Below are 20,376 nucleotides of genomic sequence, written 5' to 3' on the forward strand. Positions count from 1 at the left end.
CGTCGTTAGAAGGCTTTCCCTCCTTTTTTATGACATGAACAATCGAACATGCAACTGTTCATGCTGCATTTGAGCAATTTCTAACCCTGGTGTCACGGCACCAAATTCCTCTTGATCTGCTTGCAAAATATGCTGAAGCGCGTGCTGCAGCATCGGCTGAAAAAGAACGAGCGTTTTTTGCCCATCCGTTTGGCCGATTGGTATGCCGCGGACTGCATTTTGAATTAAAGAAGAGATGCTAGCGTATAAGTGACTTAAAATTGCCTCTTCTTTTGTAATATTTAACTGCAGGCTGGCTAATGCAAATACAACAGCAGGATGTCCGTATGCCTTTTTTGCTTTTACTTCACTCATATACTTTTCTAAATAAGAGCCTTGAAATAACTCTAAGCAAAGCTTTAACATGCGCTGGCCCACCCGTCTTGTCCCTTCTCTTGTTTCTTTTGACAAAGCAAGAGCGTATAGTTCATGATCAATTCTCATAATTTCGTTAAACTGGTCATGAGCAGCATACTCATAAGCCAGCCTGCATGCTAAACCGTCCGTATACGTCAACTGAACATCAAGGTATGTACGAAGCGCTTCTTGAAAGGTTGCTGTATTGTAAATTTGATTTCGCTGAATATACGTTTCAAAACCAAACGAATGCGAAAATGCACCCGATGGGAAATTTGAATCGCATAGCTGAATCAGCCAAAGCAATGAATTAGTCATGACTGTGTCCGATATGCTTAAAAGCTTGTTTTACTTTTCTTTTTTCACGCTTATAGGGAATATCGAGCTGCTGAAGCAGTTCTTCGACTAAATAATCGTACTGTACGAGCATGTCTCTACCTTCAAACTGCGCCGGCAAGTGGCGGTTCCCAAGCTGATGAGCAATTTCTCCCATCTGCTGAATATCAATCGGCTGAATGGTCAAAATATCGTCTGCCAGCACATGGACAACAATCATATTGCTTTCATCCATAAATAGCACATCACCATCAACTAACTCGCGATTTTCTTTTAGACGAATTCCTAGTTCTTTACCGTGATCTGTTACAACGCGCTGAACGCGCTTTACTAAGTGATCACTTTCGATATATACCTTTTCTATATGTGGAGCTCGTTTTTCTAATGTTGCTATATTTCCGATAATTTTTTCGATTACCATTTTTTTCACCTCAAAATAAAAAGTATCGCTGCGCCATAGGTACAACTTCTGCTGCTTCACATGTAATCATTTGCCCATCTACTTTTACTTCGTACGTTTGGGGATCAACTTCAATTTTAGGCATTTCCCCGTTTAACTTCATATCTGTTTTCTTTAATTGACGAATATCTTTTACCGGTTTAAGCAGCTTTTGTAATCCAAGTTTCTCTCCTACTCTTTTTTCGTAGGCTGCTTTTGACACAAACGTAAGAGACGTTTTAGCTCTTGCTTTTCCATAAGAAGCAAACATCGGACGGTATAAAACCGGCTGCGGGGTTGGAATTGAAGCGTTAGGATCTCCCATTAAGCTGTGTGCAATCAAACCGCCTTTTACAATCAAGTCAGGCTTTATCCCAAAAAACGCTGGCTCCCATAGGACTAAGTCAGCCATTTTTCCTGTTTCTACCGATCCTATGTATTCGGAAATTCCATGAGCGATAGCTGGATTAATTGTATATTTAGCTACATAGCGTTTGACACGTGCGTTATCGCCAGCTTCGCTATCACCATCAAGTTTTCCTCGCTGCTTTTTCATCTTATCAGCTGTTTGCCACGTTCGTGTAATCACTTCTCCTACACGTCCCATTGCTTGAGAATCTGAAGAAATCATACTGAATACACCTAAATCATGTAAAATATCTTCAGCTGCAATCGTTTCTTTGCGAATACGGGAATCAGCAAAAGCGATGTCTTCTGGTACAACGGGATCAAGATGATGACAGACCATGAGCATATCTAAATGTTCTTCAAGCGTGTTGACCGTATAGGGTCTTGTTGGATTAGTTGATGATGGAAGTACGTTTGGAAAGCTTGCCATTTCCATAATATCAGGTGCATGTCCGCCTCCAGCTCCTTCAGTATGATAAGTGTGAATGACGCGATCACCAATTGCTGCAATCGTATCTTCAACAAAACCGCCTTCATTTAAAGTATCTGTGTGAATCGCAATTTGAACATCGTACTCGTCTGCTACCTGCAGGCTTGTGTCGATGGCAGATGCCGTGGTTCCCCAGTCTTCATGAAGCTTTAACCCAATCGCTCCAGCTTCAATTTGCTCAATTAAAGGCTCTTTGGCACTGGCATTTCCTTTTCCTAAAAAGCCAATATTCATCGGAAATGCTTCAGCAGCTTCAAGCATTCGTTCAATATGCCACGCCCCGGGTGTACAAGTGGTAGCTTTTGTTCCTGTAGCGGGTCCGGTTCCTCCTCCGATCATTGTGGTCACGCCAGAGGCAAGAGCAGTTTCAATTTGCTGGGGACAAATGAAATGAATATGCGCATCAATACCGCCGGCGGTTACAATCTTCCCTTCAGCTGCAATTACTTCCGTACTCGCACCAATGACGATGTCTACTTCATCCATCAACAGGGGATTGCCCGCTTTTCCGATGGTTTGAATGAGTCCATCTTTTATTCCAATATCTGCTTTATATATGCCTGTATAATCAACGATAATGGCATTTGTCAACACTAAGTCCGCTGCTTCACTTCGCGTTGCAAGAGGATGCTGGCCCATTCCGTCACGAATCACTTTTCCTCCGCCAAACTTTACTTCATCTCCGTAGGTTGTGAAATCTTTTTCAATTTCAATAAATAGCTCTGTGTCTGCTAAACGAACAGCATCTCCAACCGTTGGTCCAAACATATCTGCATACTGACGTCGCGACATTTGAAAACTCATCTTATACATCTTCCTTTCCATTAGAAAGCGATTTGTTTGTTTTATTGTTCAGACCGTAAATTTCTCTTGTTCCGGAGAAAGCAACGAGATCAACTTCTTTTGCATCACCTGGCTCAAAGCGAACGGCTGTACCAGCGGGAATATTTAAATGATACCCAAGCGTAGCTTCGCGGGGGAATTCGAGTGCAGCATTTACTTCAAAAAAATGAAAGTGTGAGCCTACTTGAACAGGGCGGTCTCCTCTATTGATTACAGTCACGCTGATCGATTTTTTTCTGTTATTACATGTGATCGGTTCTTTTTTTAAGACGTATTCCCCTGGAATCATATCTTTCCCTCCTCTTAACGAATTGGATCATGAACAGTGACGAGCTTGGTTCCGTCTGGAAAGGTCGCTTCCACTTGAATATCATGAATCATTTCCGGAATACCTTCCATTACATCTTCCCGTTTTAAAATATTGGTGCCTTCTCTCATTAGCTGAGCTACCGTCTTGCCATCACGGGCTCCTTCCATAATTTCATATGTAATAATAGCTACTGCTTCAGGATAATTAAGCTTTAATCCTCTTGTTTGACGGCGTTTTGCCAAGTCGGCAGCTACGACAATCATTAATTTTTCTTGTTCTCGCGGCGTAAGTTTCAATGAAAGCTTCCTTTCTTCTAATCTATTTTTTAATTCACATCAAGTGTTATGTTTTCTAACATAAACATATGACTAATTATAATAAATTTTCTGACAAAAGACAAAGAATTTATCTCTTCCTGTAAAAAAAGATGAGCTTTTTTGCTCACCTTTTACTCTTCTGAAATCGCTTGTGTTTTCCATTTCTGCAGATGTTTCCAGCCCAAACCTTCAGCTAGCTGACGTTTTGCATAGTCTACTCCTTTTTCAATAGAAGCTTCATAGCCAAATAGATAATAGCGCAAGCCAGCGTTTAATACTACTTGATTATAGACGTAAGTCAGTTCGGAAGAAACTTCACCTTCCAAAATGCGCGTCACATATTCCGCTTGTTTTTCAACACTTATTTTCTTTTCAAAGTCTTCTTCTTCCACAAACAGTCCGTATTCTTTTGGATTGACAATAAACGACTCCATCTCTCCTTCTGAGATAGTAAAAACAAAGCTGCTTCTATGTACAGGTACATCTTCAGATCCTTCTATACCTTGCACCACGTATACATGTTTAAACGGGAGCGAAGCAAAAATGGGCACGATTTTGTTAATGGCCGTGCGGTGAAAAGCGCCCATCATTAAAGAAGAAGCATTTGATAAATTTAATAGTTTTTCAACCGTATTAATAAGTGTTCGTACGCCAATTTCATGACGAATTTTTTTGATGCGGCTAAGAGGATAAGAGATTGTTTCGGCATTGACAAAGCCAATTTTTAACGTTTCAAACACATGACCGATGTTTTCAATGGTTTGAGCTTGAGGGATCTGTAATGAATGAAGTACATCTTCAATCGTTGTTCCAAACTTTGGAGGAAGTGCTTCTGTACAGTGTAAAAAAGCTGGCACACCTCTTTCAGCTAATAAAATCGATACAGGAATGGTCGCAAAAAATGAATTTCTCCCTGCATAGGGGCTTGCAAAATCAATTGATTTATCTTTTAACGGCTGAGACAGCGGTATTTCTTTTGTTTTTTCACGAAAAGCATGAACGAACCCTAACAGTTCATCTGCATTTTCAGTTTTAATGCGTTCAGCGATAAAAAAAGCAGCGATCTGAGCATCCGTAGCTTGTCCAGAAGCGATTAAGCGAGCTGCTTCTTTTGCTTGTTCATACGTTAAGTCAGTTGATCCTCTTTTTCCGCGCGCTATTTCTTTGATAAATTGCTGCATATCGTACACTTCCTTTTTAACTGAATATTTGTACATTGTATCACATATTATCTTTGTTTCTTAGATTATCTTCTATCAGGTACATAAACTGCTGAAAAAATATGAAATTAAAGGAAAAGTACTAGTTCTTTTATAACCTAATATAGTATAATCTATCTGCTATACTACTATTTGGATATTTGGGGGACTTTACAAATGAAAAAAGAGAAACTACTTGTACCATTTATAGCAGCATCCGTTTTAGTAGGAGCATCGGTGACAACGCCTGTTTTTAGTCACTCTGCTTATGCTGCTTCTTCTGTCAGCGTTTATCAAAAAGACGTTAATTCGCTAGCAGATTATTACGCACCATTTTATAAAACAGTGGAAAAAAAGCTAAAAGAAATTGAAGGAATAAAAGATGACGAAAAAGCGTTAGCCGCATATGATCAGCTTGCAGATCAAATTGACCAGTTTCTAACAAAGACTGATAAAAATTACGCGATGAATCATCTTAATTCAGAAGCTGATCAGCTTCAAGGGTATTTATATGATAGCTTAATTGCTCTTTACAATTACATTGTGGATCTTGAAGACTATGCGTATGGAGATGTAAGTGACGCAGAATTTAATAAGATCTCTGCAAATTTTGAAAAAGAAATCAACGCATACAATACGCAATTTCAGCAAAAAGCGAAGAGCTATAAAACGAAGCGAAAAGTAACGTTTAACGCAAATATGAGTTATTTGCTTGATGAAGATATTCAACCTTCACCAACAGCTCCATCTACACCGGCTGATAGCAATGGCACCTACACGGTGAAAAAAGGAGACACGCTGACAGCAGTCGCTAAAAAGTACGGCATGACGGTAGCTGAATTAAAAAAATTAAACAATTTAAAAACAGATGCGCTAAAAGTCGGACAAGTGCTGAAAGTGAAAAGTACAAGCGCACCTTCGCCGGCTCCAGCACCTCAAACTTCTCTTAGTGCAAAACAGCAGCAAATTGTATCGTATGCCAAAACGCTAATTGGAAAGCCATATAAATATGGAGGCACGACACCAAAAGGTTTTGATGTATCAGGGTACACACAATATGTATATAAAAACGCGGGTTCAAATATTTCTATCCCCCGTACAGTAGCAGATCAGTATAAAAGCGGCACGGACGTAAAGCAAAACAGCCTGCAGGCTGGAGATTTAGTTTTCTTTAAAAACGGCAAATCCGTTTCAGTTGTAGGAATTTACCTAGATAAACAAGAATTCATTTATGTCAGCAGCAAAGGCGTTAAAACGCAATCACTTTCAACAGCGTACTGGAAAAACAGCTATGCGGGCGCAAAGCGTATTATAAAGTAAAAAGAGGTGCCTTATGGCACCTCTTTTGCTTTACTAGCTATGTATTTCTATACTAGACTAGCAATTTTATAAAAAACTTCTTAGTTCATAACCGTGATTTTAACAGATTTTCTTCCGAACTGTTGAGCATCACCTTCAGAAGGAACGAATACATCAATTCGATTGCCTTTAATTGCTCCACCTGTATCGGCAGCTACAGCTTCACCATAGCCTTCTACATAAACTTTCGAACCTAATGGAATAACGCTAGGGTCAACAGCGATTACTTTTTGATTTGGATTTGCTTTTAAATCCACTCCTGTAGCAGTTGTACCGCTACATCCAGCACAATTAGCCGTATAGGCAGTTGCTTCAACTGTCATTGACTTGCCGCTGGCTTGTTGTGACGATTCAGCAGGTTGTTGTTGTTGAGCTTGTTCAGCTTGAGCTTGCTGCTGCTCTTTTTGAGCTTGTTCAGCTTGAGCTTGCTGCTGCTCTTTTTGAGCCTGTTCAGCTTGAGCTTGCTGCTGTTCTTTTTGAGCCTGTTCAGCTTGAGCTTGCTGCTGTTCTTTTTGAGCTTGTTCAGCTTGAGCTTGCTGCTGTTCTTTTTGAGCTTGTTCAGCTTGAGCTTGCTGCTGCTCTTTTTGAGCTTGTTCAGCTTGAGCTTGCTGCTGTTCTTCTTGAGTTTGTTCAGCCGGCGCTTGAGTTTGCTGAGCTTCTGGAGCAGCCTGAGCTACTGAAGGGCTCGATTGCTGAGCTTGGCCGTTTGGAGACTGAATTTTTAATTGTTCGCCAGGATAAATTAAATCTGACGTCAGTCCGTTCCATTCTTTGATTTGATCTACTGTCACGCCATATTGCTGACTGATGGACCATAATGTGTTTCCTTGCTGAACTTTGTGCGTCATTTCTTTTATAGTAGCTACGTTTAATTCTTGATTTGGATAAATAATATTAGATGTTAAGTTATTTGCATCTTTTAGCTCGTCTACGCTCACGCTGTGCTTTTGAGCGACTTTCCATAACGTATCACCTTTTTCTACGTGGTACGTTCCACTTGTAGAAGCAGAAGCTGCACCTACAAATCCCGCTGAAAGGATGGCTGTTGTTCCTAGAGTAAATATAAATTTTTTCATTACGAATACCTCCTTATTTACTCAATGATTGAATGATATCATCCTCACATTTCACAGCCGTTACAGAGCCATGCTACTTTTATTACAAAACTTAACAAAACAGAACGTTTAATCGTAATATTTCTGATAATTTGGGTATATGATGAAACGTTTCTACTTTTTACTGCTTTTTATTGTTCTTTTTCCTAAAATAGCCGAATTTCTTTATCATTGCTGGCTATTCTCTTCTTTTTTCATTGACTATTTAACGGGTGAATTAAGCTTTTCCATAACAAAAAAACACTCACCACATGGGCAAGTGTTTTTATCACTTTTTTATTTCTTATTAAATCCTTGCTTTTCAACAAACTCTTTCATATACATACGTTTAGGATTGGAAAGCATGTCAGCCATTTGACCAGTCCATGTGTCTTGGCGTTTGCCATTTGTGCGTTCGTTGTAGTAAGCAGAAATTTCTTCGTTATACGTCGTTAATTCTTTTTTCGTCTGCTCATCGTTCGGTTCATATGTTTCTTCATGATACACATGTTTGAATGGTAAGCGCGGCTTTTTATCCGTAATACCCGCTGGATGTCCAACCGTTAGACCAAATAACGGGATTACATGATGAGGCAGTTTTAACAATTTGCTTACTTCTTCTAATTCATTACGCAAACCGCCAATGTAGCAAGCTCCAAGTCCCATCGATTCAGCAGCAAGGGTTGCATTTTGCGCAGCAAGGGCAACGTCAATAATAGCTACCATAAATTGCTCCGTACTTTCGAGCGCTGTCGATAAATCTTTTTTCTCCATTTCCGCAATGACATCATGGCGATGAAAGTCAGCGCAAAATACAAAGAAGTGTCCATTTGTTTCTACGTACGGCTGATTTCCTGCTAATTGAGCAAGCTTTCGCTTCATTTCTTTATCTTTTACTCCAATAATGGAGTACGCTTGAATATAGCTTGATGTGGAAGCTGCCTGTGCACTTTCTACAATCGTTTGAATTTGCTCTTCAGACAGTGGTTTGTCTTCATATTTGCGAATAGAACGATGATTTAAAATCGTTTCAATAACTGAGTTCATATTATAATCTCCTTTTACTTCATTTAACCTTCTACAGATGTTATCTCTACAGTTAGTTTATCGAATGTAAAAAGAAATAACCAATGTTCTGCTTAAAATTGATTTTGACTTGTCTCATATCGATACAGCTTAAAATGATCTGCAAGCACGCGGTCTACTTTTACTTCCAAGCTGTCTACATATTCGTCCATTCGTTTTATCAAACGATTTCGTTTTACATCATTTTCCAAAATGTTTTTAAGCTGCTGTTCAAAGGCTTCACCATCATTAAGCGGTATCAGCAGCTCTTTTTCTTTTAAATATTCAATGTTAATTTGCTCTTGACCGGGAAGAGACGAATGAATAAAAATAGGTAGTCTCTTATGAAGGGCTTCGCTAATTGTCACGCCCCCTGCTTTTGTGACAATGGCATCTGCTCCCTCATATAAATCATTCATTTTCTCTCTTGATTTTACATACGGGACAGCTTTAACTTTCGGATGGTTTAGTTTCCCTAGTTCTTGATACAACTTTTTGTTTTTTCCACACAGCACATAATACATATATGTACAGTTTTGCGGCAGCTGCTGAAGCATTTTGCGTACATTCCCAAGGCCGGAATTTCCTCCGGCAATCAGGATATGCTTCTGTGGCATGAGATGGTCAATCCGTCTTTTTAAAAACGCTTTATGAACGGGAATGCCCGTTACATAAATAGAAGACTCTTTTACACCGTGAACGTTTTGTAGAAATGCTTTCGTATCCTGATCAGGCACGCAGTGAAGCTCGATTCCATTTTTACCCCATACGTCGCTTACTAAGAAGTCGGTGTATACATTTATAATAGGAAGATCAATGATTCCTTTTTCTTTTAAGCCGCTTAATACACAGGAAGGAAAGCTGTGTGTGCAAACAATGACGTCCGGCTGCTCTGCATCAATTAATTTCTTCATATGATATTCGATAATCGGCCACTTTTTCACGACAAAATCATCCATCGTATGGTCGTTTTTTTTGTATACATGACCGTAATAAAATTTTTCAAACTGCTTTGGAAAAACAGAAATCCATTTCATGTATATCGATGAAATCATTTGTTCAAGCGGTTTGCTCCAATAGCTTAAACAATCAATTTTTTGACAAATAACGTGCGAAAAACGCTCCATGATGGCATCCATAACGGCGTCTGCTACTTGGTGATGACCAGATGGCATCTGAAAAAGCGGTAAGAATAAAACCTTCCTCATTGACCATCCCTCCTCTCAAGACGTTTTCGGTTTCTTGTTCTTTTTATAAGTAAATAAATGACAAAAAAAGCTACAGCGCCCATGATAATATACGAAATATGAATTCGATCTCCTACGTAGTAACCTAAAATCAGAAAAGAAAGGACCCACACTAGACTTCCTACTACCGATAACAATAAATAAAGTAAAAACGGATAGCGACTTATTCCCGCCATATATGGGCTAATCTGACGCAAGCCTGGAATATATAAACCAAATAAAATGGTCCATATCCCATATTTATGGTAGCTGCCGCTTGCCGCTTCAATTTTCTCTTTGGTTAACCCTACGTATTTTCCGTACTTATCAAAAAATGGGGTTCCCGCATACCTTCCTAGCCCGTAAGCAGTAAGCATTCCAGTTATAACACCTAAAAAAGCAAAAAGAGATGATTCGTATAAGTTCAGCTGATGTTTGGCAATAAACATGCCTAATAATATTAAAAATGATTCTTCAGGCGCTGGAATTCCAACAATCCCACAAAAAAGTACAAGTAAAATAACAATATAACCATAAGAATGTATATACTGAGAAATAATTGTTAAGTCCACTGCTCGCTCCTCTATTTACGATTGATTCATCAATTGCTGCATGGTTATACTTTTATACCCTTGCTGTTTTAAGTAAGGTAAAAATTCTTCTAACGCCGCAATCGTCATTTCAGGTGCTTTTTCATCTGCTCCCGGGGTATCTCCGTTATCGTGTAAAACAAAAATGGCTCCATCTTCTACTTTACGCATTAGTTTTTGAACTAATGCCGTTTTCGTTGTTTTTAGTGTCCAATCCTGAAAGATTCCTGTCCAGATCACGAGATGATATGGCTTGGTCATTAATAAACTGCTCATATTTAAATGTCCCCACGGCGGACGGTAAAAAAGCGGCTTTTGATTTGTTACTTTCTCTATAACCTGTGCACATTGATGAATTTGTCTTTTTAATTGCCAAGGTGTTTGCGTCCATGCACTCACATGACGATGATGATGTATAGCTACTTCATGTCCTTCATCAATCATCCTTTTTAAAATAGACGGGTGTTTTTCCCCTAGTTCTCCCACAATAAAAAAAGTAGCTTTCATTTCATGCAGTTTGAACAAGTCCAAAATTTTTGGTGTATAAACAGGATGAGGTCCATCATCAAATGTTATAGCTATTTTATGCTTTTTTGCCCCTTTTATTATGACTGATGAATGATATCGACGGTAAAGGGTTTGCGAAATAATGGTATATACACATATAACCATTAGAACGAAAAGTAAAACAATAAAAAAACGAGTCATATGCTTTTAACCATCCTTTTGAATTTAAATCCTGCATTTATTATAACGGTTTACTCAGACTTTGGTTTCATTTTTTTGTGATAGAAGCCAGGAATTTTAAAATAATTTGATACTTTACCTAAAAATAGCTGTTCTGCAAGGATATACCGGAAATAAAATGATATCATAAAATTTCCCTTCATTCAGTAAAAAAAGTACTTTTTACCATTTATATCTATCTTTTGTATGATAACTGTCATTATTTTTTAAAAATAAAAAACTTCCCGCACGAGTGCGGAAAGTTTTTAAATTAAAATTTTGACCGATACCATTTTTCAGCTGCTTCAATTTCTGTTCGTGTTAACTGATGTCCAAATGATTCCCAATGCACCTGTACGTCCGCTCCGGCTTCTTCTAAAAGCGCAGAAAGTTCTTCCGTTTCTGATGCTGGGCAAATAGGGTCGTTTGTACCTGCGCCTATAAAGATAGAGACGTCGGTCTTAGGTACTTCAATTCCTCTTCTTGGAACCATCGGATGAAGAAGAGCCGCCCCTTTTAAAGAATTCTCATAATGAAATAGCAAACTTCCTGCAATATTGGCGCCGTTTGAGTAGCCTACAGCTACGATGTTGCTTCGGTCGAATGAATACGTTTCAGCCGCTTCATCTAAAAATTGATGAAGTTCTTTTGTACGTTCAATTAAATCTTCTACATCAAATATTCCTTCTTGTAAACGTCTAAAGAAACGGGGCATTCCGTTTTCTAGTACATTTCCTCTTACAGATAATACGGAGCAAGAGGAATCAATCATATCTGCAACAGGGAGCAGATCTTGTTCTGTACCTCCTGTACCATGCAACAACAATAAAGTCGGTTTCGCCTCGTCCGTTCCTTTTTTAAAAATATGTTTCACGTATATCCACTCCTTTTAAATATCTCGAATTAAAGATAATTTTATTATAAGAACTTTCGAAGCATTTGTAAAGGAACTACTGTCAAAGAAATACCTGTATGTTTTGCCGGCAGTATCACATAATATTGAATAACTTCATATAGCCATTGCTCATATGCAGCTAGGCATTTAATTCGTTTGACTTACATCGGGTAAAGAAATATTCCACTTTTAGCTAAGTGCTCCCGTCAAAAGGTGGATAATGATTAAAACTCGCCCGTCCTCTTTCGTATAAAAAGTGCCCTAGTCTGATAAATTAGTTAATTTTTGCTTTATTTCGTTACTTTCAACAGATATCAGCATTTATACCCGAACGCACTAAATCGTATTTCGTATACGTGTTATAACAACTTTTTTCTATGAGAAACAGAACGTAAAGTACCAGCTTGTTTTTTCATAAAGGGGAACAAAGCCCCGAATGGTGCTTCATACGACTTTATTTGACAAACACAAATTTATGGGTAAACTAAGTTCAGATGATTGTATTTCACTTTGTTTCAGTTTAATAAAAAAACGAAGCATCTGCGAGTAAGCAAAAAATAACGGCGTAAAGAGCTATTTATGTCAATCATCTTATACCCTAAAAACTTACCTGCACTTGAATAATAGCCTTTATTAAACTTAGCGCGTCAGCTTGCGAACGTTAATACTTTATCACTCATCTGTCTGTTAAAAGATTGAATGGGTCAACAAACTTTAGCATTCTTTACATAACGACCTTGTAAAGACGAAGAATGTAGCTATGTGTGAACATGGAATTATTACTTAGTGGAGTGAACCAACATGAGGAAATTTATTTTAGCCTTTTTAGTCGTTGTTTTAATTGTAATGCTAGGAGTTACCTATGTATTGAAGCAATTTCAGCAAACGGCTGATTTATCTTACTCGAAACTGCAGTCGGTTCAAAGTACGGTGGTCTATGACAAAAATGACCGTAAGATTGACGAATTGTATAAAACCGTTCCCCGTCAAAATGTTTCGAGCAATGAAATTCCCGATTATGTAAAAATGGCGTTTGTTGCAACGGAAGACCGTCGCTTTTACAAGCATTTTGGGATTGATTTACAAGGTATTGGCCGCGCCCTTTTTAAGAACATTGTAACAATGAGTAAAGCTGAAGGCGCAAGTACCATTACACAGCAGTTAGCAAGAAATCTTTACTTATCTAGTGATAAGACCATTAAACGTAAAGTAGATGAAATGTTTCTATCACTAGGCTTAGAAAGACAATTTACAAAAGATCAAATTTTGGAATTATATTTAAATCAAATTTATTTCGGAAGCGGTGTATATGGTATTGGTGCAGCTTCTCAGATTTATTTTAATAAGCCTGTATCAGATTTAACCGTAGGCGAAGCTGCGCTTTTAGCAGGACTGCCAAAAGCGCCGAGTACATATTCACCAAGCAATAGTACAGAAAAAGCGACAGCCCGACGAAACGTTGTATTGAAGCTAATGCATGATCAAAACGTTATTAGCGATACTCAGTATCAGCAAGCGTTAAATGAACGTGTAGTCGAGCCTAGTATTCCGGTTAAAAAACCGAACTCAAATCAAGCATTTATTGATTATGTAATTAAAGAAGCTGCTCAACAATATGGCGTATCTGCTGATGACCTTTATAAGGGTGGTTATGCCATTTATACAGATTTAGATCCTAATTTACAGGAATCGATTAATAACTCTGTAGCAAATCATACGTTCCGAGATGATGCCATCAACAGCAAAGTAGAGGTTGGGATTTCAGCTGTCAACCCTAAAACAGGTGGGATTTCAGCGATGTATGGAGGACGCAGCTATGAGCGAAACGGCTTAAACCGTGCTACAAGCGGCTATCAGCTTGGTTCAGCTATTAAGCCTTTAGCCGTATATGGTCCAGCCTTAGAAACTGGAGATTATACACCAACTTCACTCTTAAGTGACGAACGACAAGACTTTGGCGGTGGATATAGCCCTAAAAACGCAGAAGGTGAATATCAAAAGCATGTGACAATGCGTGAAGCACTTACTCGTTCACTTAATGTTCCAGCTGTTTGGCTTTTAAAACAGATTGGTATTGATACAAGCGCAAAATTCATGGAAAAAGCTGGGCTTCCTCTTGAAGATGACGATAAGTCAAAATTAGGGCTTGCTCTTGGAGGAACGACCACAACGTTCTCTCCCCTTCAGTTAGCACAAGGATATACAACGTTTGCTAACAAAGGCGTCATGACTAAGCCGTACGCAATTCGAAAAATTGAGATGCGCGATGGTGAAGTAAAAAAGCCAGACATTCAGACAGAGCGAGTAATGAGTGAAGACAATGCGGATACAATGACATCCATGCTGCAAGATGTGATTGAAAAGAGCTATGGAACAGGTATTAACGCTCGTTCTTCACGAGATGCTGCAGGTAAAACTGGTACAACCAACGATGTCAAAGATGCTTGGTTTGTCGGGTATACCGATGATGCAGTCGTTTCTATCCACGCTGGCTTTGATAATGCTAATTCTACGCAAACAACGAAATATTTATCAGGCGGCGGCGGACAAGACCCTGCTACACTGTTTAGCTCAATTATGAATAACTGGTAACCAAAAAACCTCCAACTTCACTGTTGGAGGTTTTTTTAAGATAAATGCGTTTTATGCTTAAGTGAAAAAAAGGAAACGTTGATGACTTTGCAAATCGTTACATAATGCAGAACGGTCAAGACAACCACGCCACAGTTCATTCCGATAATAATTCCCTGCATGCCAATATTTGTTTGTGATCCTAAGAAAAACATCAGGGAAAAAGATACAATATGAGACCAAATCGTATGATAAAAAGCATCTTTTACATAGCCAAGTCCAATTAAATAAGCTTGAAGCGGGACGGCAAAGAAGTGAAAAAGAAAATACGGCCATAAAGCTTTTAGATAGTACACGGCCTCTGTAGAATGAAAAAACAAGTTAGTAAGAGGCTCAGCAAAGAAATACATCGCCACTATAGACGGAATCCCATATAAAAATGTCATGTGCATACTTTGAGTCAAAAGTCTTTGAAGCTGTTCTTCCTGATTTTTCGCATGAGCTTCAGATACAGCGGGTATGAGTGCTACTAAAAGAGAATGAGCAAAGAAAGCCGGAAAAAAGCCGATCGACATCGCTACTCCTGTTAGCATACCAAAATGCTGCGTTGCCCCGGTTAAAGTCATGCCCGACAAAACGAGCGCATGTTTGATTAAAAACGGCTGAACAGCATTACATACCGCATTAAATAAACGCAATCCCGTGGTCGGAAGTGAGACGCCTAACAGCTTTTTCCGAATCTCACTTGGAGAAAGCAGAGGTCTGTGCCCTCTTGATAAAACACTTAACTGAGTAACATACGTGATAAAAAAATAAAGCAAAATAACAGCTTCGGTTCCAATTAACGTACAAATCGCAATAAACAGCGACATTTTAACATCTGTGAAAGCAAACATTTGAAAAACAACAAATAAAATAGTTAGCTGAAAGGCTTTGCGGATAAAATTAGACACAGCAATAGTTGTCATATTATTTTTACCCGTAAAATATCCACGAAGCACCGCTGAAAATGAAACAACCGGAATGAAACATAGTACAACCCATTTTAAGTAAGGATGATAGTGACTAAAAAATGGAAAGGCTGCTAATACGGCCAGTGTAATAAAAAAGATTCCCAAACTCACAGCAGTAGCAAAAATGGTGGCATGCTTCATCATATGCTGATGTTCTTTACGATGATGTTCAGCAAGAAATTTAGAAATAGAAATAGGCAGTTCTAAGTTAGCTACGGTGGCAATAAGAAAAATGATGGGAAGAACGGTCATGTACATGCCCATGCCTTCCCTTCCTAATTCTCTAGCAAGTACCATATTTACAAGAAATTCAATTAACTCTCCCGCAAAGGCAGCACCTGCTAGAATAAACGTTCCTTTCAAAAAAGTGTTCATCTCGTTATCTCCTCTATTTCCCGTCCTTTTTCATCACTACCTCTTCTCTCTATGTATATGACAAGCTCGATACGAATTATTTGTCTAATTGTATTTTTCGGTGTACAAGTTCTTGTATAATGTTCAACCTATGTGAAAAAAAACCGTTATATACCTTTTTTACATAGGAAATTCATTCATTTCTTATCTTTTGGCTCTCGAAACTTACATAGAGAAAACAAGAGACCCAATGAGCCTGCTGATTGCTAACGGGAATAGAGCATGTTGTATTAATTTAACAAATTCACATATTAGTTAAGCATCCTTATTCATCGTTTCCTGTAGATACACTTCTTTTTTTGATACCGAGGCGTTTTTGCCTAGTATAACCGAAAAGACAACAATTATTGCTATAGCAAGAGTAAAAAGTGTAATTGATTCGCCTAGAAATAGAGCTGCAAACAGAATCATTAAAAATGGCTGTAAATATTGAACCTGGCTAACTCTGGCTATTCCCCCCATCGCCATCCCGCTGTACCAAGCAACGTATGCTAAAAATTGACTAACGACTGAGAGATAAATCAAACTAACCCACGCTTGTAAAGGCGCATGAAGCATTTCAGCTGTAATGCTTAGTCCCACTGGAATCACAAAAAATGGCGCACCGATGATAATGGCCCAAGCAATTACTTGCCAGCTGCCTAATTCTCTGGCTAACACCCCGCCCTCTGCGTAGCTTAGTCCAAGTATCAGTACCGCTGCTAATAGAGCTGCATCGGCAAACTGCAGTTGACCAAATCCGAGGTGAAGAGCATACACGATAACAGCTGCACAACCAATCATGCTTGATATCCAGAATTTTAAAGAAGGACGTTCACCTCCTCTAAACATCGCAAAACCGGCTGTGGCTAATGGTAAAAGAGCGAGTTCAACCGCTCCGTGAGAAACAGGCAATGATTTCATTGCCCAAGAAGTGAGCAGAGGAAACCCTAAAACTGCGCCTAAAGCAACGATTAGCAGACTTTTAAATTGGCGAAGAGAAGGAAATTTTTCTTTTCGTACAATCAATATCACAGCTACTAAAATAGCAGCTACAGCTGTTCTTCCTAAACCAGCGACTGTCGTTCCGAAATACTCGACTGCAATGCTTGTAGAAGGAAGGGTTAAGCTAAAACAGATAACGCCTACTACCCCTAACAATAAGCCCATTTTCTCTCTCGTTTCTTTTTGCATCTTACCCTACCCCTGTCTTTTTATTTTTTCAGAACTATGCCATTTTTCTAAAAATAGTTCTGATATAATTAAAAGGATAGCCCAGGACAACTGCTAAAATAAATCATTCTTTTACCTAACTGTACGGGTACAAATTAAAGGAGTAGGATCTATGAGTTTGAAATATCTGAAAATCATGGAAGAAATTAAGCTTGGCCTAGCAAATGGATTGCTTATTGCAGGTGGTAAACTCCCTTCTGTTCGCCGACTCTCTCAACATTTTTCGTGCAGCAAGAATACCGTTATTAAAGCGTACAGCGAATTAGAAAAAGAGCATTTAATTTATTCTGTTCCTAAAAGCGGCTACTACGTTGTGGCAGAATTTCAACATAGGACGCATGAAAATATAGTGATTGATTTCTTGTCTGCTGGTCCAGATAAAAACGTTATGCCTTATCTTGAATTTCAGCATTGTATAAACCAAGCGATTGAACACTACAAAGAAGAACTTTTTACATACTCTGATCAACAAGGCTCTTACTCATTACGGATACAGTTAGTGAAACACTTGCAGAACCTACAGGTGTTCACTCAAACTGAAAGGTTAGTTGTTGTATCCGGGTCTCAGCAAGCCCTTCACTTATTAGTTTCTATGCCATTTCCAAATGGAAAAAATAATATCTTGATTGAACAGCCCACTTATTTCGGTTTTATTGAGTCTCTTACCCTGCATCAAGCTACTACTTTTGGGATCGAGCTATCGATGGAAGGGATTGATCTTGATCGTTTGGAGTACATTTTTCGAAATAATGACATAAAATTTTTCTACATTATTCCGAGATTCCACAATCCTCTTGGGCATTGTTATACAAATTTTGAGAAGAAAAAAATCGTGGATCTGGCCGAAAAATACGATGTATACATAGTCGAGGATGACTTTTTGGGTGACCTTGATCCCGATGCAAAATCAGATCCTTTATTTTCTTTTAATCCTTCTGGACGAGTCATTTACATTAAAAGCTTTTCGAAAATCTTTCTTCCTGGGTTACGCATTGCTGCTGTCGTTCTTCCTTCGTTAATGAATAGCAACTTTTTACGATATAAATTCAGTTCAGATTTTAATAGTTCAGCGCTTTCTCAAGGTGCTCTTGAAATTTATTTAAAAAGCGGCATGTTTACTAGCCATCTTAAAAAGATAAAAGAGGTATACCATACCAAAATGCAAACTCTTGTAGAAGCTTGTGATTCACTTCTACCGGCTCATACACATTTTTCTAAACCAACTTCCGGATTCTATTTATCCATTAGTTTGCCTGAGCATGTGACAGCAAAACAGATCGTTCACATGCTAAACGAGCAGCACATATATGTTGATGATGCTTCTAGATTTTTTTTACCAGAATATAAACGAGACACTCTTCTCCGATTAAGCATCTCACAAGTAAATAAGAACACGATCAAACGAGGAATTGAACAGTTGGCTCAGTGCATTACTTTAATTGATGATAGACAAAATCATCCTATTCCAAGTAACCTTTCCCCCTTGTAGAATGGGAATTCAATGGAAATACTAAACGAAAAGAAGCCAAGGAATTAGCATCCTTGACTTCTTTTATTTAACCGTAACGGTTATAAGAGGCATGTTATGCGTCCCTTTTGCAGAAACATGTGATTGCACGGTATATGTGCCAGGCTCAGAGAAAGATGTTTGTATTTCATATACACCTTCTCCTACTTGTTTAGGCTTTAACATCTGCCCTTTCCCTTCATCATCTTTTTTCTCTATTTCAAATTCAATCATTTCAACATCATCATTTTTCACTTTTTCATCTCCATATGTAACTTCGGCTTTGTAGATACCGCTTTCATTTTTCTGTAACGCCTCTGGGCCTTGAAGATTTACGTCCAACGGTTTTGGCTGCTCAGCATTTGTGCTTTGAACAGGTTCCTGACCACAGGCCGTTAAAAGTAAACAAAGACTGATGATAAATATACTTATTCTTTTTTTCATGCATTCATCTCCTTTTTAAACCCTTTGTTTAACTATAACGCGTATTGCAAAGAAAAAAATGAATTTTTTTAAAAAAGAAGGATTTTTAAAGATTTTTTAAAGAAAAAAGTTCATACTGACACTAACTAGTTTTTTCCAAGGAGGAAGAAAATGAATTCAGCTAAATCTCCAGCTAGAAAATCATGGCTACAGACATTAATCAAAAATAAAAGTGAGCGTAAAAAAGTGATCTTTATTTTTACTATCTCTTTTTTACTAGTTGTAGCAGGGCTTATTTACATCCCTATTTATAAACATTCCCTTCCACTCGATTCTAAAATATATGAAGGGAATTTTAAAGAGCTTGGTTCAATCGCACGAATTGGTTTCTTTGCAGCTTTAGCCATTTATCCTATTTTTTTATTATTAAAATGGAAACCGTTATCGCACATAAAAAAAGGAAATTTTGAGTTAAAACCGCTTATCCAATTTTTAGCCAAGTACGTTCGTCAGTGGCACGTTCCCATTGCTCTTATATCAACGGCCTTGATTATTTTACATGGTTATATGGCTTTAATAAAAGGATTTCAAGCAAATTTTACGTACTTTTCAGGAATTATTACGATGGCTGTTCTAGCTTGTTTACTCGTGATGGGCGTGAAGCGTTATAAGCGTACAGATAAAAAGTGGCATCTTAAATTTGCTTTCTCTTTTTTGGTTTTGTTTATGATTCACGCTACCTTTTCATAACTTGCCATTGTTTAAAGTTTTTTTATATAGGGTACAGTTCACAATGAATACATGATATGTATCACTATACGTTTTACATCATTTAGGAGGTATAAAAATGGCAAGAGTGTTAGCTGTATTATCAAGCGGATACGAAGAGAAAGATTATCACACAGGTTGGTGGGCAGAAGAATTATTTGCTCCGCTGCAAAAGCTTGAGGACGCAGGGCACACCGTTGATTTAGCCTCACCTTTTGGAGGTAAGCCAGAAGTAGACGTTCGAAGTATTTCAGAAGACTATGATCCAGAAGGAACGTATAAGAAATTATATGAATCAGGAAGAGCGGATCAGACAATGAAACTTGAAGAAGTAGATGCTGAGAACTATGACGTTATCTTAGTAGTAGGCGGCCACGGCGCTATGTTTGACTTAGCAAAAAATGTGGACTTGCACGCACTTATGAACAAAGTGTACGACAACGGAGGTATTTTAGCAGCTGAGTGTCACGGACCTTCTGTTTTTGCTTTCTTAAAAGGATCCGATGATGAACTGTTAATTAAAGGACTGGACGTAACCGGTTATCCTGATGAAATTGAACCGGAAGAAGTACTTCCCTTTTTACCATACAGTTTAGAACAAGAACTTCGTGAAGTGGCTAACTACATCCCTGAGATGGATAAAAAAGCATATGCCGTTTGGGCAAATGATCAAATTGTCACAAGCCGAGATCCTTTTTCTTCTGAGTTAATGGGTGATGAATTAGTTAAAAAGCTAAATAAATAAACAAAAAAAGACTGCTCGAAAGCAGTCTTT

The 20,376-nt window shown here is 38.3% G+C and carries 20 protein-coding genes; 5 read left to right on the forward strand and 15 right to left on the reverse strand.

Annotated elements, in window-relative coordinates:
- Window positions 1-27: 27 nt before the first annotated feature.
- From SB717_RS16070 to SB717_RS16095, 6 genes are all read right to left on the reverse strand, one after another.
- Window positions 28-714 (reverse strand): urease accessory protein UreF, encoded by a 687-nt coding sequence (locus SB717_RS16070; RefSeq protein ID WP_410904200.1) that lies wholly within the window; start codon window positions 712-714, stop codon window positions 28-30.
- The gene (gene ureE / locus SB717_RS16075) at window positions 707-1,153 is read right to left on the reverse strand and encodes an urease accessory protein UreE (protein ID WP_074680326.1); all 447 of its coding nucleotides are present in this window, start codon (window positions 1,151-1,153) and stop codon (window positions 707-709) included. The genes SB717_RS16070 and ureE overlap by 8 nt, the downstream gene beginning before the upstream one ends.
- Window positions 1,154-1,163: 10 nt before the next feature.
- Window positions 1,164-2,873, reverse strand: coding sequence for an urease subunit alpha (gene ureC, locus SB717_RS16080; protein WP_410904201.1), 1,710 nt, complete (start codon window positions 2,871-2,873; stop codon window positions 1,164-1,166).
- Between the two features lies 1 nt (window position 2,874).
- Window positions 2,875-3,201 (reverse strand): urease subunit beta, encoded by a 327-nt coding sequence (locus SB717_RS16085; protein WP_074680322.1) that lies wholly within the window; start codon window positions 3,199-3,201, stop codon window positions 2,875-2,877.
- A gap of 14 nt (window positions 3,202-3,215) precedes the next feature.
- Window positions 3,216-3,518 (reverse strand): urease subunit gamma, encoded by a 303-nt coding sequence (locus SB717_RS16090; protein WP_074680320.1) that lies wholly within the window; start codon window positions 3,516-3,518, stop codon window positions 3,216-3,218.
- 152 nt (window positions 3,519-3,670) lie between these two features.
- Entirely contained in the window at window positions 3,671-4,720 is a 1,050-nt protein-coding gene (locus SB717_RS16095) for an anthranilate phosphoribosyltransferase (protein ID WP_074680318.1), read from the reverse strand.
- A gap of 195 nt (window positions 4,721-4,915) precedes the next feature.
- Between SB717_RS16095 and SB717_RS16100 the strand changes: the two genes are divergently transcribed.
- Complete coding sequence (locus SB717_RS16100; protein ID WP_074680316.1) at window positions 4,916-6,058, forward strand: C40 family peptidase; 1,143 nt, start codon at window positions 4,916-4,918, stop codon at window positions 6,056-6,058.
- A gap of 80 nt (window positions 6,059-6,138) precedes the next feature.
- On the opposite strand, the gene SB717_RS16105 is transcribed toward SB717_RS16100, so the two are convergent.
- The 6 genes from SB717_RS16105 to SB717_RS16130 all read right to left on the reverse strand — a co-directional run bounded on the left by SB717_RS16105 (window position 6,139) and on the right by SB717_RS16130 (window position 11,672).
- Window positions 6,139-7,173 (reverse strand): 3D domain-containing protein, encoded by a 1,035-nt coding sequence (locus SB717_RS16105; RefSeq protein WP_410904202.1) that lies wholly within the window; start codon window positions 7,171-7,173, stop codon window positions 6,139-6,141.
- Between the two features lie 315 nt (window positions 7,174-7,488).
- Entirely contained in the window at window positions 7,489-8,238 is a 750-nt protein-coding gene (nfsA, locus tag SB717_RS16110; protein WP_074680313.1) for an oxygen-insensitive NADPH nitroreductase, read from the reverse strand.
- 92 nt (window positions 8,239-8,330) lie between these two features.
- Window positions 8,331-9,464, reverse strand: a complete 1,134-nt coding sequence (locus tag SB717_RS16115) for an MGDG synthase family glycosyltransferase (protein WP_410904203.1) — start codon at window positions 9,462-9,464, stop codon at window positions 8,331-8,333.
- Window positions 9,461-10,054: a DedA family protein gene (locus SB717_RS16120; RefSeq protein WP_013083764.1), complete on the reverse strand. Its 594-nt coding sequence runs from the start codon at window positions 10,052-10,054 to the stop codon at window positions 9,461-9,463. The genes SB717_RS16115 and SB717_RS16120 overlap by 4 nt, the downstream gene beginning before the upstream one ends.
- A gap of 15 nt (window positions 10,055-10,069) precedes the next feature.
- Entirely contained in the window at window positions 10,070-10,780 is a 711-nt protein-coding gene (locus tag SB717_RS16125) for a polysaccharide deacetylase family protein (RefSeq protein ID WP_074680309.1), read from the reverse strand.
- A 289-nt stretch (window positions 10,781-11,069) separates the two neighbouring features.
- The gene (locus tag SB717_RS16130; RefSeq protein WP_098622648.1) at window positions 11,070-11,672 is read right to left on the reverse strand and encodes an alpha/beta hydrolase; all 603 of its coding nucleotides are present in this window, start codon (window positions 11,670-11,672) and stop codon (window positions 11,070-11,072) included.
- A gap of 822 nt (window positions 11,673-12,494) precedes the next feature.
- On the opposite strand from SB717_RS16130, the gene SB717_RS16135 reads away from it, so the two are divergent.
- Entirely contained in the window at window positions 12,495-14,285 is a 1,791-nt protein-coding gene (locus tag SB717_RS16135; protein ID WP_074680307.1) for a transglycosylase domain-containing protein, read from the forward strand.
- Between the two features lie 35 nt (window positions 14,286-14,320).
- Here the strand turns inward: SB717_RS16135 and SB717_RS16140 are convergent, their stop codons facing one another.
- Window positions 14,321-15,652, reverse strand: a complete 1,332-nt coding sequence (locus SB717_RS16140) for a polysaccharide biosynthesis protein (RefSeq protein WP_410904204.1) — start codon at window positions 15,650-15,652, stop codon at window positions 14,321-14,323.
- A gap of 294 nt (window positions 15,653-15,946) precedes the next feature.
- The gene (locus SB717_RS16145) at window positions 15,947-16,864 is read right to left on the reverse strand and encodes a DMT family transporter (RefSeq protein WP_098622650.1); all 918 of its coding nucleotides are present in this window, start codon (window positions 16,862-16,864) and stop codon (window positions 15,947-15,949) included.
- A gap of 151 nt (window positions 16,865-17,015) precedes the next feature.
- On the opposite strand from SB717_RS16145, the gene SB717_RS16150 reads away from it, so the two are divergent.
- Window positions 17,016-18,392: an aminotransferase-like domain-containing protein gene (locus SB717_RS16150; RefSeq protein WP_410904205.1), complete on the forward strand. Its 1,377-nt coding sequence runs from the start codon at window positions 17,016-17,018 to the stop codon at window positions 18,390-18,392.
- 63 nt (window positions 18,393-18,455) lie between these two features.
- Here SB717_RS16150 and SB717_RS16155 read toward each other — a convergent pair whose 3' ends face one another.
- A complete protein-coding gene (locus tag SB717_RS16155; RefSeq protein WP_098622652.1) occupies window positions 18,456-18,854 on the reverse strand; it encodes a FixH family protein in 399 nt (132 codons plus the stop codon).
- A 150-nt stretch (window positions 18,855-19,004) separates the two neighbouring features.
- Between SB717_RS16155 and SB717_RS16160 the strand changes: the two genes are divergently transcribed.
- Window positions 19,005-19,583, forward strand: a complete 579-nt coding sequence (locus tag SB717_RS16160; RefSeq protein ID WP_410904206.1) for a hypothetical protein — start codon at window positions 19,005-19,007, stop codon at window positions 19,581-19,583.
- A gap of 97 nt (window positions 19,584-19,680) precedes the next feature.
- On the forward strand, window positions 19,681-20,346 hold the full coding sequence (locus SB717_RS16165) for a type 1 glutamine amidotransferase domain-containing protein (protein ID WP_410904207.1): 666 nt from the start codon (window positions 19,681-19,683) through the stop codon (window positions 20,344-20,346).
- Window positions 20,347-20,376: the final 30 nt, after the last annotated feature.

Source organism: Priestia sp. SIMBA_032 (assembly GCF_046535215.1).
GTDB classification, from domain to species: Bacteria; Bacillota; Bacilli; order Bacillales; family Bacillaceae_H; genus Priestia; species Priestia aryabhattai.